General features: G+C 36.3%; 8 protein-coding genes. 4 read left to right on the top strand and 4 right to left on the bottom strand.

All coding sequences use genetic code 11. The features are described 5' to 3' along the window. Window positions 1-65 precede the first annotated feature (65 nt). Window positions 66-2,735, bottom strand: coding sequence for a zinc-dependent metalloprotease (locus B0A66_RS03950; RefSeq protein ID WP_089048548.1), 2,670 nt, complete (start codon window positions 2,733-2,735; stop codon window positions 66-68). 201 nt (window positions 2,736-2,936) lie between these two features. On the opposite strand from B0A66_RS03950, the gene B0A66_RS03945 reads away from it, so the two are divergent. The 4 genes from B0A66_RS03945 (at window position 2,937) to B0A66_RS03930 (ending at window position 6,619) form a co-directional block, all read left to right on the top strand. Then, complete coding sequence (locus tag B0A66_RS03945) at window positions 2,937-3,866, top strand: bifunctional riboflavin kinase/FAD synthetase (protein WP_089048547.1); 930 nt, start codon at window positions 2,937-2,939, stop codon at window positions 3,864-3,866. A 118-nt stretch (window positions 3,867-3,984) separates the two neighbouring features. Beyond that, window positions 3,985-4,422 (top strand): hypothetical protein, encoded by a 438-nt coding sequence (locus B0A66_RS03940; protein WP_089048546.1) that lies wholly within the window; start codon window positions 3,985-3,987, stop codon window positions 4,420-4,422. 162 nt (window positions 4,423-4,584) lie between these two features. Further along, a complete protein-coding gene (gene bioB / locus B0A66_RS03935) occupies window positions 4,585-5,673 on the top strand; it encodes a biotin synthase BioB (RefSeq protein WP_089048669.1) in 1,089 nt (362 codons plus the stop codon). A 79-nt stretch (window positions 5,674-5,752) separates the two neighbouring features. Next, window positions 5,753-6,619, top strand: coding sequence for a cupin-like domain-containing protein (locus B0A66_RS03930; protein WP_208862566.1), 867 nt, complete (start codon window positions 5,753-5,755; stop codon window positions 6,617-6,619). 200 nt (window positions 6,620-6,819) lie between these two features. Here B0A66_RS03930 and B0A66_RS23065 read toward each other — a convergent pair whose 3' ends face one another. From B0A66_RS23065 to B0A66_RS03915, 3 genes are all read right to left on the bottom strand, one after another. Beyond that, the gene (locus B0A66_RS23065; protein ID WP_123868201.1) at window positions 6,820-10,281 is read right to left on the bottom strand and encodes a T9SS sorting signal type C domain-containing protein; all 3,462 of its coding nucleotides are present in this window, start codon (window positions 10,279-10,281) and stop codon (window positions 6,820-6,822) included. A 550-nt stretch (window positions 10,282-10,831) separates the two neighbouring features. Next, on the bottom strand, window positions 10,832-13,888 hold the full coding sequence (locus B0A66_RS03920; RefSeq protein ID WP_165766579.1) for a DUF7507 domain-containing protein: 3,057 nt from the start codon (window positions 13,886-13,888) through the stop codon (window positions 10,832-10,834). 210 nt (window positions 13,889-14,098) lie between these two features. After that, the gene (locus B0A66_RS03915; protein ID WP_089048543.1) at window positions 14,099-18,340 is read right to left on the bottom strand and encodes an Ig-like domain-containing protein; all 4,242 of its coding nucleotides are present in this window, start codon (window positions 18,338-18,340) and stop codon (window positions 14,099-14,101) included. Between the last annotated feature and the right edge of the window lie 117 nt (window positions 18,341-18,457).

Below are 18,457 nucleotides of genomic sequence, written 5' to 3'. Positions count from 1 at the left end.
GGGTTATAAAACATTTGTTTCAACAGTAAAATGCTTTTGACTTGAACTATATTATTATAAAGATGCTAATTCACTATAATCTTTTTGACCATTTTTTGACTTCCATCAACTACCGTTACTAAATAAACTCCAGCTGCAATACCTGGTAAGTTGATTTTTTGAGAAAAGTCGGCACTGCTTTCAAAAGTATCAGCATAGACATTTTTACCAAAAACATCATGTACATACACTTTTACGCCAAGTAAAGACTTACTTTGAAACTGAACGGTAAAACTTCCTTTATTTGGATTTGGAAAGACTGCAAAAGCATCTTCTTTCAACTCCGGATTGGTTGTCCCTAAACTAGGATCTCCGGTACAAATTTCTAAAGAAGCTGCATTTATTCTTCCAGTGACATTTACATATCTGTCACGAATTCTAAAAGTCCATACTCCCTGCGGATCCTCACCCAAAAATGTTTTTAAATAATTAACTGGTAAAACAATCTGCCTTGATGTATTACTGCAGTCCAGATCAAAACCAGCATCATCAAAAAGCAAGTCAAGTTTATTACTGTTACAGTTTCTGTTAAACAGTTGAACTGTTGTGCCACGAGGACTTACGATTTCAATTTCAAGATCTGAAGATCTTTGGTGCTCTACATTTAGCGCTACACTAATATTTAACAACTTATCATTTAAAGCCGGTACTCTTACAGTTCGTTCTGTAAAACGAGCACTTTCCGGAATATCAAAACCCGAACCAAAACTATACGAATTGCAAGATGCTGCTGCTCCATAACCTATTGAAAACGGCTTACTGTTAACGGCATAATAAATATTTCCGGTTGGTTCTACTAAAATTCTGCAATTTATGGATGCTTTTACATTCGTAGGAGCTACCACAACCTCTGATCCGTCATTTGGTGTATTCGATGCTAAAATAAATGGAAATGTAAGTCCGCCGTCTATGGACATTTTAATATTTACTGTCGAAGAACCCGTTAGTTTATCGGTATTATTTACATCCCAGGTTATTTTTTGACTTGAACTTCTGTCCCAATATACATTATCGGTACTTTGAGATGTTACCACAAATGGTCCTGCAAGCGAAGTAACATCTACAAACATTGCATCTGTATTGGTTTGAGCCATTCCTAAGCCGGCATTGTCTCTTCCTGTCAAAGTAAAATTCAGTTTTCTTGAAATTGACGAAACAGATTCCCAACTTGTACTTAATCTGTTTTGAAGAACTAAATTCAAATCAGGCATGTAGCGAATTGGTGACGTACCCGGTTTTACAGATCTAAACAGGGGGCCGTCAGGTTTTGTAGGATATGCGATACTATTAGCTTTAGAAGTTGTAGTTGCAGCATCATTCTCTTCCCAGTTGTAAGTAACCTGATCGCCTTCAGGATCTGAACCTGTACCTTTTAAAACAAATGCTGTACTTATAGGAATTTCATAATCAGCTCCGGCATTAATAATTGGAGGATTATTTGCTATCTGTATATTTACAGGGCATCTTTTAAAATCAAGATTTTGCATGATTTGCAAAATACTCGAATACGCAAAATAATCATCCGGAGTATTTTGAACATCATACCCTCCTGATACTCCAGCGTATCCCATTATTGTAGAACCACTACCCGGCTCAACGTTAACATTTCTCCATAGATTTCCTTCAAGTGCATAAGAAAATGTATGATTAGCACCTAACTGATGCCCCATTTCATGAGCTACAACAAGATCAAAATAACCTAAGTCTGGTTTTCTAATATTACTAACGGAAGAATAAGCGCCTCCTTTTTCTATAGAATTTTGTGATGCCGGACTACTACAAACACAACCTATACAACCTGCATTTCCTCCTCCGCCTGTAAAACTAAATAAATGTCCAATATCGTAATTAGCATCTCCAATTTCATTTGTCAAAGTAAGCTGAACTTGTCTATTCCAACCACTTTGAGATCCGTATGGATCTGTTGCCGGGTCTGTATAAATTACTGCATCAGTATTTGCAACTAATATCAATTGTAAAGCTAAATCTTTATTAAAAATTCCGTTGATCCTTGTCATTGTTGCATTCATTCCTGCCAAAGCCCCTGCTTTTGTACCGCCAAAATATTGGGCATAATCACCCGTACAGGATAATGCCAATCGCATTTTTTTAAACACTTTTTTATTCGAAGATATCTTAGCAGTCTTACCAGTCGTACTTTCACTAAAAGCTGAAGTATCAGTAGTACATATAAATTCATACGGATTTTCACTATTTTCAAATGTAAACAAAGCGTACTCTGTCTCATCTTCAGTATTTTTTTCTATTAATTCCGTTGCTTTATCAGCGCGAAAGACCATTGTTTGTAACCCTAAAGGAGAAACACTAAAATGAATCTTAGCCGATTTGTCATCTATTCCATGCCCCTGATACGATCTTATTTCGGGATATTTTGCCTGCAACTCCGGTTCGAAATTAGAATATTCTGAAACCGCAAATTTCTCGAATTTTCCATCTAAGTTTGGAATTGTAATTTCATACGATTTACTGCCCGATGTTTTTGATGTCGCTGCAGAAAGTTTTTTCTTTAATAAATCTACATTTAGTTTGTAATACAACTTACCAGATGAAGATTCATCGTTTATCTTTTTATTTAGAGCAGAACTTAAAGTTGACTTTTGCCATAAATCATTGCTCTGAGCATTAATTTCGAAACAACTAAAAATAATTAATAAAAAAAGTAATATTTTTTTCATATTTATATATTTTAAAAGTTCAAAATTAAAACGAATGAAAAATAAAATACCTTTTATTACTGTCAACATAAGACATTTCTTTGAGTAAGCTCTCACAGTCAACTTAGAAAAGAAATATGCACTGCCTGCAAAAAATCAATTCGGCTTAGCATAAAATTCAAAATAGATAGTATAAATTTGCAACATCTTAAATAATTTGTTTTGAAGCTTTTTCATTCTATAAACGATTTCCAGTCTGCCAAGAAAACTATTCTGACTCTTGGTACTTTTGATGGTGTGCATATTGGTCACAAAAAAATTCTGGAACGAATTACTCAAAATACTGAAAACGGTAAATACGAAAGTCTGGTGCTTACTTTTTTTCCGCATCCCAGAATGGTTTTACAGGAGAAATCAGAAATAAAACTTTTGAACACGATTGCCGAAAAGTCAAAACTTTTAGATCAAACAGGAATAGAAAACCTTGTTATTCATCCTTTTAACGAAAGTTTTTCGAGATTAACCGCTGAAGAATTTGTAAGTTCTATTTTGGTAAATCAATTTCAGATTCAAAAAATTATCATAGGTCACGATCATCGATTTGGCAGAAACAGAACGGCCAATATTGATCATTTAATTGCTTTTGGAGCCCAATATGGTTTTGAAGTAGAGCAAATCTCAGCTCAGGAAATTCAGGATGTATCTGTTAGTTCTACAAAAATCAGAAAAGCGCTAGATGAAGGCAATATTACTTTAGCTAACGAATATCTGGGCTATTCTTATTTTTTAATTGGTGAAGTTGTAAAAGGAAAACAGTTAGGCAGAACTATTGGTTTTCCAACAGCCAATATCAACATCGAAGAGGATTATAAAAAAATTCCAAAAACGGGTGTCTATGTTGCTAAAGCGATTGTTAGCGGAAAAGAAGTTTTTGGAATGATGAATATCGGCTTTAATCCGACTGTAAATGGAGAGAAGCAAAGTATTGAAGTGCATCTTTTTGACTTCGATGCCGATATTTACGGACAACAAATAGAAGTTTCGTTACTGCAATATCTTCGCGAGGAGCAAAAATTTGGTTCTGTTGAACTACTTACCGCCCAGCTGCATCAGGATAAAAAAGATGCCATTGCCTTTATAAACCAATTGTAACCCAAAACGCTGTAATAGTTTTTGGCTTTTTATAATCATCGTAGTTATTTTTTTAGTAAATTTAATATAGAATACTGTATTTCAAATATTTAGTATTAATTTTCTAAAAAGAACCACTATGAAACTACCTAAAGAATTAACAAACGGTTTTTTAATATTCCTCGGAATTGGTATTTATTTTTTACTAATGAATGTCTTAGGACTTTCTCATTTGTTTTATCTGCGTACGTTAAATGTATTTTTTATATTTTATGGTGTTAACAGAACTATGCAAATGAATCTTCGCGAGGGTGACACGGATTTTGTATCCAATGCTGTTTCTGCTATTACCACTTCTGTAGTTGGAATATCATTTAGTGTATTGGGATTATTAATTTACAGCTATGCCCGCGGAGGTGATGCTTATGTAGCCACTTTATCTGAAACTTTTATGTTTGGCGGAAATCCTTCTGTACCAACTTATTGCATTTGCCTTCTGTTTGAAGGACTTGCTTCGTCTGTAATCGTAACTTTACTAATGATGCTCTACTGGAATAATAAGTATGTCGCTGATTAATTTTTTGTAAATCTTAAAAAGAAAAACGTCAAAATCATGATACTACTATTGTGATTTTGACGTTCTTTTTTAGGAACAACTTTGCACAATCTTCAATTAAAACAGACAACATTTGCTGATTACAAGAATTTAACTACTTTTGATCAGCCAAAATTAACAGCAATGAGTACTACAAAACACAATTGGACCAAAGAAGAAATCATTTCTATATACAATAAACCTATGATGGATTTGCTTTACGAAGCAGCTACAATTCATAGACAAAAACACGACCCTAACGTCGTTCAGGTATCTACTTTACTTTCTATAAAAACGGGAGGCTGTCCTGAAGATTGTGGTTATTGTCCGCAAGCGGCACGCTACAATACGGGAGTTGAGGGTAATGACTTAATGAGCGTTAGCCAGGTGAAAGCTCAGGCTTTGCGTGCAAAATCAAGCGGATCATCACGTGTTTGCATGGGAGCTGCCTGGAGAAACGTAAAAGATGGTGAAGAATTTGATCAGGTTTTAGAAATGGTTCGTACTATTAATAAACTTGATATGGAGGTTTGCTGTACTTTGGGTATGATAACCGAAAATCAGGCACAGCGTTTAGCCGAAGCAGGTTTATACGCTTACAATCACAATTTAGACACTTCTGAAGAATATTATAAAGATGTCATTTCTACCCGTGGTTTTCAAGACCGTTTGCAAACGATAGAAAATGTCCGTAAAACGAATGTAACGGTGTGCAGTGGAGGAATTATTGGTATGGGAGAAAGCATAGAAGACAGAGCCGGAATGCTGGTAGCACTTTCTACTTTAAATCCACAACCGGAATCGGTGCCAATTAATGCATTGGTTGCTGTTGAAGGAACACCAATGGAAGAAGAAAAACCAGTAGAAATCTGGGAAATGATCCGTATGGTTGCTACTACGAGAATTGTAATGCCGGATACTCAAGTTCGTTTGTCTGCGGGTAGAACTAATATGAGCCGCGAAGGACAGGCCATGTGCTTTTTTGCCGGAGCCAATTCTATTTTTGCAGGTGATAAATTGCTTACTACTCCAAATCCTGATGTTCAGGAGGATATGAAAATGTTTGATTTACTTGGTCTTATTCCGCAAAAACCGTTTACAAAAGTGTCTCAGCCACAAACTGTTGAAGCTGAAGATTCACAATTTGCACCACTGGGAGAAAAACCAAAATGGTCAAGACCAGGTCATACTATAGAGAGAAATCTTGAAGCATCGATAAAGTCAAAAGTTTAACCGAATGGGTTAATTGCTCTCGGATACAATTTTTAAATTGCTTATAACACAAGTTATAAGCAATTTTTTTTTGATTAAGATGAAACTAGAGCAAATCGAAAGGGTAAAAAAAATCTCAAAATCAGATTTTATCTCCCAATATGTAAAAAAACAAATTCCCGTTGTTATTGAGGAGCTGACAGAAGACTGGCCAGCTTTTCATAAATGGAAATTATCTTATATTAAAGAAGTAGCAGGTGAAACTGTCGTTCCTTTGTACGACAATAGACCTGTGAATCATGAAGAAGGTTTTAATGAAGCGCACAGGACTATGAAAATGAGCGACTATATTAATCTATTGGAAGAAAAACCAACCAACTACCGCATTTTTCTTTATAATCTGATGAAGCAGGTTCCTTCTTTAAAAAATGACTTTTTATGGCCTGAAATTGGCCTGAAATTAGTTAAACAATTACCCATGCTGTTTTTTGGCGGAGAAAACTCGAAAGTTTTTATGCATTATGATATTGACTATTCTAATATTTTGCATTTCCATTTTCATGGAGAAAAACAATGTATGCTGTTTGCTCCGGATCAGTCCAAATACATGTACAAAGTTCCTCACGCTTTGATTTCCAGAGAAGATATCGATTTTGATGATCCTGATTATGAAAAATGGCCTGCTCTTAAAAATGCGAAAGGGTATATCACCAATTTAAAACATGGTGAAATGCTGTATATGCCCGAAGGTTATTGGCACTACATGAAATATCTGACTCCGGGATTTTCTATGAGTTTACGCTCTTTTCCGCAAAATATTGTAAATCTGTCTAAAGCAGCGTATAATGTTTTGATCATGCGTTATTTTGATATTGTAATGCGCAAGTTTAAAGGGCAGAAATGGATTGATTATAAGAATGAAAAAGCTATTGAAAATACAAATCAGTATTTACGGAAAGCGTCTTAGGTAATTGGCTGATGATCGTTGATGGCTGATCGTTGATGGTTGTTGGTTTCTTAGTGTTTAGTAATAATACGTAAAATCCGGTAATTTATTCTTTTCAAATCATGATCGTAATACGAACTTACCGTGATACTTCAATTATTTTGAGCAAAAAAAAATCCATTCGCTGTGACGGAATGGATTTTAAGATTGGTTATTTTTATTTATTGGTATCTAACTTTGATTGTACTTGTTTCTGCATTTTTCAAAATTACTTTTACCAACAAAATCTGACTGTTAGATGCCGCATTGGTGATCTCTACTGTTGTATCCTCAACTTTCTTTTTATTGAAAAGTAACTTTCCTGAAATATCAAAAACGGCAACTTCACTAATCGTTTCGGGAGCAGCAATTTTGATTACTTTGTCTTTTACTGAAACGAGAACATTATCTACAAGATTATTTTCGAAATCAGGATTGCCTAATGTTGATCTGTTCGCATATAATACAGCAAAACGATCTGCAAATGTTCCTATTGCCGTAGTAAAGGTATAATTGGCGGCTTTTAAATCATGGATTGTACCATTTAATTTATCTTCTAAATAAATAGCTTGTGTATTAAAAATTCCATCTGTACGGTCTATCGAAATGCTAAATTCACCGGCAATCGTTGATTTGTAGCCTAACGGAATTACATCAGTATCTGTAAAGGGCAATGCACGTCCCTGAATCGTTAATTTTTTAGTTTCATTAATACTGTAAAAATCGACATATTCGTTTCCGTTAAAACTAGTTCCATCATAATTGTCATCCCATCCATTTGTTGCTCCTGTAACGTAACCTATTAAGGCTTGTTTGAAAGCACCATCTACATTACTTAAATTTAGCCAAATGCGATTTTTTTCTATTTCAGCTGTATTGGTTTCATTAGTATTGTTTGTGGTTTTAAAAAACTGTGCGTTATTTGCTGCAACGCGCATGATGTTTGTAAAATTAGCAGTTCCAGCTGCTTTTGATTTTACAAAAAATCCCTGACCAGCTGCTATGTATCCCAAAGGCGGATTCTGATTTCCGGGATTTACGGCACCAGTTCCGCTTCCTGTACCCACACTTCCTGTCAAATTGTATGAAGCATAGTCATTACTATCAAAGTACAATCTGTTAGGTGCGTTAGGGTCTGTATTTGCCGGAGCAGAATTATGTGTCCAGAAATATAATGTTCCGTATAAAGTAGCTGAGTTATTAAAGATGAACTGATCTGCATATACTGCAGAAGGATAAGGATTCCCCAGCAGGTTCCATTTTTCAGCTGTCGTGATGGTAACTGGAATTGTACCATTGTTAGGAATACCCACAAAAGTTGCTGGATAATTAGTTGGAACGTCCTGATCAAAACTCTCCGGAACCGCTACTATATAGCCAATACCGGGAAGCATTTCTGTTAGTCCCTGATTAATAGCAATCCATCCGTTATTAGGATCGTATCTGTAATAATCTGTCGCCGACGTGTTTGGTGACAAATCATTTAAGGTAAAAGCCGGCGTTCTTTTTACAGGAGAAGACCAATAGGTATAATCATAAAGTCTTACCGGAGCTGAACTGCGCTTGTATGTAATGTTTCCTGTATTGGTAACATTATTGGTTTGCAATAAACTCGCATTATTTTCGAATGTAAATACACCGCCACTATTGGTAACAGCATTCATAATCGAAAGTGTATGTCCTGAATTTACAGTGACATTTACACCTGTATTTACCACACACGAGCATCCGTTTAAATTTCCTGAAGTGGAAAAATCTCCTGCAAAAACAAGATTCTGATCCATTGTTGGTGTTCCATTAGACCAGGAAGTTGTATACGTATTGGTAACTAATCCCGGTACAACTGCATTAGAAGAAACTAATGATGTACAGGTTCCGTTATTCACTGTAAATGTATAGGTATTGGCTGCAAGACCGGAAACTGTAGCTGTTGTTCCTGTGTAAGGTCTTGTTACTGCGCCTGGATAACTAATTAATGTTCCTCCTGCCGGTAAACCGCTCAAAGCTACACTTCCTGTTGGAACTGCACAAGTTGGTAACGTTATGGTACCAATTGTTGGTGTAGCAGGCAAAGGATTGACTACCAAATTAAAACTCTGACCCGGACTACTCACACAGCCATTTGCATTACGTACCGTGAAAGTCCCGGTATAGGTTCCGGCAGCAGTTCCTGAAGGAATTGCAATGGTAATTGGACTTGCGGGTAATGCAACATTGGTAACTGCTGCAAAAGTATTTGCCGGAGAAGCATTCCAAACAATACTGTATGTCGTAGGTGTTTGAGTCGCTCCACTGTAACTCAATGTTGTGGTTTGTGCTCCTGTTGTAATACAAACCGGAACGGCGGCTGCGCTTAGTACGACACTTGGCAATGGATTAACTGTTACGGTTGTTGCCACAGAAAATTCAGGACCACAATTTCCGTTTTGCACCACAGCTCTAAATTGCGTTGTTTGTGTAAGTGTCCCTGAAGTATAAGTTGCTATGTTGTTTGTAATATCTGTCCAGGTCGAAAATGGACTTACTGATGATTGCCATCTTAAAACCGCACCATTATGAGTAGATAATGTTAATCCCGCACTTGTAAAACCACTACAAATTGTTGTTCCGCCTGCAACCGCCCCCCCAAGTGTAGCAGATGATACTACAATATTTGCAGTAATACCACTTATCGTACTTGAACATGCAGCAGATTCTAATTTTGTTATAGTTATACCACTTGTTCCTGCTGTTGTTAAACCTGTTACCGGAAAAGTTCCTGTACCTGCAGTTAATACTGTCAGGGTAGAAGTTAATGCTGTTCCCGCAGGTAAACTGCGATTAAAGGTGACCGTATAAGTACCGAAAGGTAAATTTACTGCCGGTGCTGTTACCGTAACTGTAGAAGTTCCTGTTGTAACACAAGCTCCAATATTTGAAGTTCCTGTAATATTATAAGTAGGACAAGTATAGGATATTATAATCTGACCCGCAGCTCCTGGACCACCATTCTGGCCAGCCGCTACATTTGTCATACCACCACTACCTCCTCCTCCCGGAGGTCCTCCGGCATTTCCAGGAGTACTGGAACCTCCAATAACACTACCGATTGCAGCCCCTCCAACACCACCTGCAGGAGCAGCTCCGGCTCCTCCCGCTCCAGAAGAAAACAAAAGACCTAGCAGCGATGTTGCTCCATTTCCGCCATTTCCTCCGGCTGTTCGGGTTGTTCCAGCTGAACCTGCAATAGTTCCTCCCGGTCCTCCCGCTGGCGTATTACCAGTTGTATTACCACCTCCACCGGTACCTCCGGCAGCATAGATAGTACTTTCAAAACCTGTTATTGTTGAAAAATTACCATTTGTTCCTGCTGCTGCTGCTGGAGTTGTTGCAGCACCTACAACAGCACTTATAGTATTGCCGTGTTGTACATTAATTTCGGCAGTTGCATAGGCACCACCTCCACCTCCGGCTCCAGATCGGCCAAATCCGCCACCGCCGCCGCTGGCACCTCCACCGCCGCCACCGCCGCCCCACGCCTGGATCGTCATTTTATCAACACCTGCGGGAACAATTATGGAATTATTGGATGTGAATGTATGTGGTGGCTGAGCCCACAAGGAAGCATAAATAAAAAGCAGTACAAAAGATAGTTTTAGCTTCATAACAGTAAGATTTTGAATTAGATTACGTGAGAGCGAGTACGGCTTTATTTGCAAATCTTACTTTACCAATAAAAAGTAAATTTTATGGTAAACTAAAACCAATATTACGCGCGTATCTAAATTACTGAAATAAAGACTATTATAAAACACAAATCAGCCTTTACCTACAAAAATTGCATTTTCTAACGTTTTAAGCTTTTGTTATTTAAAATCTTTGCACAATATGTTGTAAATTCTTACTTATGGCTAAAAAAAAACAAAAATTTAAGATTTGTAAATAAAATTGAAAGAAATTACCCCTAAGAGGTCAATTTGTATATTTTTTTTTAAAAGCAAAGCATGTTAAAAAGTGTGTTATCCCCAATAAAATAAAGCATAATCGTTTTGTAATTATATTCTTAAAATTTAACATTTCAAATTAAAAATTAATCCCTTTCAAAATATAAGGCTAGTCTGAATTTTGCTTCACTTTTAACATTAATGCATAAAAAAAATCCATTCATTGTTGTGAATGGATTTTTTTTATGTGACAAATGAAACCTTTTTATCTTTATTGAATTATAATTTTTCTGGTTTCAGTCTGATCATTTTCTAATGTTACTTTAACTAATAGAAGCTGATTTGTTACTTGCAAATTTTGAATTTGCAATTCAGCGGCACTTACCTTGTTTTTAGTGTAGATTAATCTTCCGGTAGTATCATATATGTATACTTCTTTGATCAATTCTGCAGTTGATGTTATTTTTACCACTTTATTTTTTACCGCTACAAACAATCCTTTTTGAGTATTCTCTACATCATCCGTTCCTAAGGTTGTTTTATTAGCTGCACGATAGCGTAATTCAAAACGTTCAGCAAAAGTTCCTGCTTCGGTTTTAAAGGTATAATCTGCTGTACTTAAATCATGAACAATATCTTTTACTTTGTCTTCTAAATAAACCTTTTGTTCTCCGGAAAAGATTCCTTCGGCATGATCTATCGCAATGGTGAATTCTCCCGCAATTGTCGATTTATACGCTAACGGAACTACATCTGACTTTTCAAATGGTAATGCACGTCCCTGAATGCTCAGTTTTTTAGTTCCGTTTACACTATAAAAATCAATGTATTCGTTGGCATTAAAACTCGCAGCATCATATCTGATATCAACACCATTGGTTGCTTCTTCAATATAACCTACTAAGATTTGTTTGAAAGCACCTTGCGGATTTGTAAAGTTCAGCCAAACACGATCTTGCACTGCTGTTTCTTTTCCTGTTTTAAAAAATTGCGTATTTATTGTACCCAATCTCATATTGTTTTTAAACTTAATAGGATTATTGGTTAATGCTTTCAAAAAGAAACCTTGTCCTGAAGCAATGTTGCCTGATGGCGCATTCGCTCCCGGTGTCGCTTCTGACGTTGCCGATTTGCTAGTTACAACACTACCTGTTAAATTGTACACCGCGTAATCATCGCTAGTGTAGAAATATCGGGTATTTTGTGCAGGATCGATATTATCCGGTAATGTATTGTGTGTCCAGAAATACAATGATCCTTCTATGGTTTCTGATCCCGGAACGGTATTCGCAATGATAAATTCTCGGGCATCAAGTGAAGAAGGATACGGATTTCCTACCAGATTCCATTTTGTAGCCGTCGGCGTTACATTTACATCACCATTATTAGGCACACCAATAAAGTTAGCATTGTATATTGTTGAATACGAATTAGAATAGGTTTGAGGCGCACTCAAAATATAACCCACTCCAGACGTCATTGTTGCTGCTCCATTACTAATGGATGACCAGCCACTTGTTGGATTGTAGCTGTAATATTCGTTCGAAACTGTATCTGGAGATAAACTGTATAAGGTAAAACCAGACACTGGCGATGACCAATACGTATAATCGTAAAGTCGCATTGCGGTTGTATTTCGTTTATAAGTTATATTTCCTGAGTTGGTATTCGCGGTAACATTAGGTCCCTGAACTAAACTTGCATTATTTTCGAATACCAATGATCCTGTTGCAGAAACGGTTACAGCATTGGTAACATTTAAGGTACGTCCTGATGGAACATTGATTCCCACACCTGAATTAATAGTACAAGAGCAGGCATACAAATCAGCCGTAATTGGAAATGATCCAGCAAAAGTTACATTTTTTGAGGCTATTGGTAATCCGTTAGACCAAGTTGCTCCGTCCCATGTTGTTGCGGATTGATCTGTGATTGCAATCGTTGAAGTAGCAACAGATTTACAACCTTCACTATTAGTAACTCTATACGTATAGTTTCCTACTGCTAAACCGGTAATTGTGTAGGATGAACCTGTACCTGTAAAAGTACTAAGCCCTGGACTTCTTTCTAATGTCCAGGTTCCTGTTGCAGGCAAATTATTTAAAACTACCGTTCCTAAAGTGTTGCAAGTTCTGTTTGTGATTGTTCCAACAGTTGGGGCATTTAATAAAATTGTTACTGTCGCAATATTATCTGTATTGGTTTGTCCTGAAATATCTTCTATGGTATTCAAAGAAGGATCTACTCCGGTTACTTTAGCTGAGTTAACAATTCTTCCTGCTGCTACGTCTGCTGCTGTAATGGTATAAGTTCCTGTTAAAGTTGCTGTTGCTCCAGGCGCTAAACTCGCAATTGGATTACCTGTAATTACCAATCCCGGCATTGGGTCTGTGACACGAATATCTGTAATAGGAACTTCTCCTGTATTGGTCACTTCAAAAGTATATGTAACAACATCATTCAGTTTTCCACAAGATGATAATGTTGCTTTTTTCACCAAGCCTAATTCGGCAATTTTTAGTGATTTTGTATTAAAAGCGATAAAAGCACAATCTGAACTTCCTGAAAAACTAACTACAAAACGGTCTACCTGAGCAGCATTGCCCGAATTGATTCCAAATGAACTGGCTTCTATTCCCAGCATTCGAATATCTCTTGTTGCTGCGGGAGTAAAAGCAACAGCTCCGTTATCGGCTCTAAACAAATCGAGACTGTAAGTACCAACAGCAGGGACAGAACCGAAATTTACGGTGATCTGATTCCCTACTATGTTTCCTGCTGCATCTACAAATTTAAAAATATCGGCATCTCCACCCGGTTCTGCAACCTGCGTTACAATAATATCCGGAATACCATCACCAATACCGGGAACATTTAGATTGTTTGTACCAATTTTAAATTCGGATACACCTGTTCTGATATTGGCAATACCAGTTCCTAATGTTAAGCCATTCGTACCGTCAGTAAGTCTGGAGGCTAATTCAGCTCCTGTAGAAGTCGAACCTGTTAAGGCAGGAACAAGAGTTGCTGTACTTGCTGATCCGTCGATCATCGAACCCTGCAAAAAGTACATACTGGTGTTTAACCCTAATGTCTGAATTTTTAAGGCTCTGAACTTTTGAGGATCGAACGGAACACCTCTCGTTCTAAGATTAAAATCATCTACACCGGTTGAATATGTGGTACCGTTCCATGCAAAGGCTAATAAATTATTTTCGGTATCCGGTCTGTTATTTAAACCGGTTGTACCATTAGATGTCCAATATCCATTCCAATCCGTGTGGATTCTGGTGATTGTATTTTGGGACATCATATTAAGAGAAATCATAAAAAATAAGATTTTTATATTTTTTATGAATAAAGAACGTGTTAACAAAATTATTTTAGTGAACATACAATTGGGGGTTGTAATTTGGTTTGTTAGTAATTTGTTTTTATGCTGTTTTAATGATTAAATTCTTGTTTTTCGATCTGTTTGTATACTTAAAAATCCGGCAGCTTTCGCTGTCGGATTTTTCATTCTTTATTTAATTGCTGCTTAATTCAAAATTATTTTTTTAGTTGATACACTGTCATCCTCTAAAATAACTTTTACTATCAGTATTTGATTAACGGACTGAATATTTGAAATCTGCAATTCAGCCGCATCTACTTTCCTTTTATTATAAATCAGTTTTCCTGTAATATCATAAACCAAAACTTCTTTAATATTTTCCGGTGCCGAATTTATTTTGATCACCTTGTTTTTTACAGAGACAAACAAACCTTTTTCTGCACTCTCAAAATCTCCTGTTCCTAATGTAGCTTTGTTCGTTGTCCTGTAACGTAATACAAAACGATCTGCAAAAGTTCCTACTGCTGTTTTAAAGGTATAATCACCTGCACGTAAATCGTTTATTGTTCCGGTTACTTTATCTTCTACATAAATAGCCTGATCTGTCAGTAATCCATCAACGTGATCTATCGAAATAGTAAATGCACCTTCAATAGTTGTTTTGTAAGCTAATGGAATTTCATCAGTAGTGGTGAATGGTAATGCACGACCTTGAATAGTTAACTTTTTGCTTTCGTTTACACTGTAAAAATCGATATACGCATTTCCGTTAAAACTAGTAGCATCATAATTATTATCATATCCGTTTGTTGCATCTTCGATATAACCAACTAACATTTGTTTGAAAGCTCCCTGATCATTTGTAAGGTTTAACCATACTCGACCGTTTTCTCCATTTGAAGTGCTTGCTGTTTTGAAGAACTGTGTATTATTAGCTCCAACACGCATATCATTAGTATACTTAATAGGATTGTTCGTTAATGCTTTTACAAAGAACCCTTGTCCTGAAGCAATGTTTCCTGATGGAGCATTTGCACCTGGTGTTTTTTCCGTTGTTGCTGATTTACTTGTAACAACGCTTCCTGATAAATTGAAAACAGCGTAGTCATTACTTGTGTAATAATATCTGTTCATCATTGCCGAATTTGTGTTTTCCGGAAGTGTATTATGTGTCCAGAAATACAATGATCCAACAATTGTTTCATTACCAGCCTGTGTATTCGCTTTTATAAATTCAACAGCACTTAAAGTAGATGGATATGGATTTCCAATTAAATTAAATTTTGTTGCTACCGGAGTAATATTAATATCACCATTATTTGGTGCTCCTGTAAATGAAGCCGAATAATTTTGTGGTGCAGAATTGTAATACGTTGCTGGTGCACTAACGATATAACCCGCTCCCGGAGTCATTGTTAAAGCTCCGTTGTTTACTGAAATCCATCCGTTTACCGGATCGTATCTGTAATACTCATTTGATGCTGTGTTTGGAGATAATTTGTTCAAAGTATATCCTGAAGCTGCAGTTACAGGCGATGACCAATAAACATAATCATCACGACGAATTGGATTTGTAATTCTCTGCAATTCAAATGAAGTATTATTTCCTGTGTAAACTGCATCTTTATTTGTCTGCATCAATGAACCTCCATTTGCTATCAAAAGTTTTCCTCCTGTTGCAATAGTAACATTCTCATTTACTGTAAGTACTTTTCCTGTTGGAACAGTAAGTGTTTTATTTGCAGCAACTGTACAAGAACAAACCGTTACATTATTCCCCAATGAAACATCGTTATTTACAATCATGGAGTAACCTGCCGGTGGTGCTGTAGTTCCATCATAAACAACCGGATTGTCGATAAATTTGATTGCTAAATTAGCATCTCCTGCATCTTCTCTCAATCGAACTTCAATTCTTGAATTTTTATTTAATGGATATAAAGTACCGTTGTTAATTAATGAAGCTGTATTTGTATAACCGTTTTGTGTAAATATTAAATTTCCATCTAAATAAATCTGAGCAACATCATCACAGTTTACTAATTGGATCTGATAATATCCACATGGAAAACCTTGACGTTTGTACGTAATTGTAAATTGATCAACACCTATTGGTGCACCTTGCCATCCTGAATAAGAAGATGGTGATACTGTTCTTCCCCAATACGATTGTGTGTTGATATCTACTTTATTATCAACATACGTACCTGCATAAGCTACTGCCGGTAAAGTAATATCTGCTAATGTAAAACCATAAACATTCCATTGATTGATTCCAAAAGGCAATGTTTTATCTCCTTGTACCATACCATAAGAGAAAGATACTTTTGATGATTGTGCGTTTTCGTAATATTCAAGTATAAAACTATGTGATCCTGCAGTAAGATTTACCTGTGCAGCATACGTAATATAACTATGATCACCCCATGAATTTGTTGGTGAAACGGTAACTAAAGACCCGTCGATATATAATCTAACACCATCATCTGCACCTATTGTGAAATTATACACTCCTGCTGCTGTTGTAGTATTCATTAAGTAACGAACAAAAAATTTATCACTTGGCTGTGTACCACAAAATGAATCTGCTTCTACACTTGAATCTCCTATAATTACACCCGTATTTATATCTCTGGTAAAAATTGGTTTCTCAGCCACTGTTCCTACGAATGTAGTAGGTGCAGGTGTATTTCCTGTGTATGTGTATACATATCCTTTCCAGTAATTAGTTCCAGGAGTTAAGGAAGCCGCACAAAGTGGAGCCGTTCCTGCTACACCAACTGTCGCTGATGAATATTTTGAATTCGCATTACGAAGCGTATATGTAAATGAAGTTGTTCCTGTAAAAGAGCTTGACGGCGTAAAAGTTACACTTGTTGTTCCGTTTACTGTTACAGTTCCGTTTGTTGGCTGTGTTACGGTGATTGCCTGTATAGCAGAATTCCCAATAATATCATTATCTAAAATAGGAATTGTAATAGGCTGATTAACTGGCGTAGAGAAACTATCGTCATTTGCTGTTAGTGTGCTAATGTCTTTTGCTGTTCCTGTAATAACCGGACCAACACTGTTTCCGTTTCCATTTAAAATATCAAAGTTGTTATAACTGCTATATACATAGAATCTGATATAAACCGTTTCATTTCCTTTTACGGGATTAGTGTCTGTATCAAAATTTGCACTTACTGCTGTAAATGAACCAGTACCATTTCTTTCTGCTACTAAAGTTTTTACACCCGTTGCGAAAGTTGCACTTTTAGAATATCTAACCTGAAACTTTTGATTTGTTGCTCCTCTAAAAGTGAAATTAAATTGTTTTAAAGTCAATTCAGCATTTGTATTTGCCGGATTTATTTTGAATTGAATGTATTTGTTTGGATCAAAACTACCTCCGTTTTGAGATGGATCTGGCCAGTTTCCTGTTTGAAAAAAAGCACTAGTTGTATTTTCGTAAACATAATTTAACGAAGCTCCCGTCGCTGTTAATGGCGAATTAGAATTTACTAAACTATTGGTAACCGGATTATATCCAGATGATGCACCGTTCCAAAGAGAAAGTCCTAAGTCTGGATTATCAGCAACTCTAACGGTTACAGTAGCTGTAGATGTTCCTGTTGGGCCCGTAATTGTATAGTTAAAAGTTGACGTTCCAACAAAGTTTTTCGCTGGGTTAAATGTTATTGTTCTGTCCGGATTGATTAATGCTGTTCCTGTTGAAGTTGAAGGCGGAGTAGAAATTGTTAATGAAGTAACTGTATTTCCCTGCACATCATTAGCAACTGGGTCAATGTTAACACCAGCTTCTTTTTTAGTATCTACATAATCGTTGATTGCTAAAATTTTAGAAGAGTCAAAAGTTGTTACTGTACCACGAACAACCGGTACAACATTACTTGCATCTGTACCTGTTTTTATTTCGAAAGTATTGTAAGTGCTATACACATAAACTCTGATGTAAACCATTTGATTGTCTAAAACAGGGTTTAATTCTGTAGAAAAACTTGGATTATATGTTGTCCATGAACCAGGACATGCTGTTTCTGCAATTAAATCTTTTACTCCAGTTGCAAAAGAAGCATCTTTAGAGTACATCACTTTAAATTTTCCTGAACCACATCTAACCTGAAAGATAAAATTACTTAGATCTGCTTTATAGCCAGAATTTGGCTTAATTGTAAACTGAACATACTTCGACGGATTGTACTCTCCACCATTTTGAGCTGGATTCTGCCAGTTTCCTGTTTGAAAAAATACACTTGTTGCATTTTCGAAAATGTAGTTTAAACTTATTCCGCCATTAGTTGCGACACTCTGTGAAGTTACATTTGTATTAACATAAGCTGGTGCATATCGATTGCCACCGTTTACAGCATTCCATTTTACTAAGTCACCTTGACCAATTGCTAAAAATGGAAGCAGTAAAAATAAAAGTAAAGTTGTTTTCATCTTAAATGTTTTCTATCAGGTTGTTATGCCGGGATAAATGAATTTTTACCCGACAAAGATATAGACATCTACGGCTTTGCATTAATTAAGGATTTGAGAAAGGCTATAAAAACGATG

The organism is Flavobacterium hercynium, from assembly GCF_002217285.1.
Taxonomy (GTDB): domain Bacteria; phylum Bacteroidota; class Bacteroidia; order Flavobacteriales; family Flavobacteriaceae; genus Flavobacterium; species Flavobacterium hercynium.
This window is presented reverse-complemented; position numbering and strand designations above follow the sequence as displayed.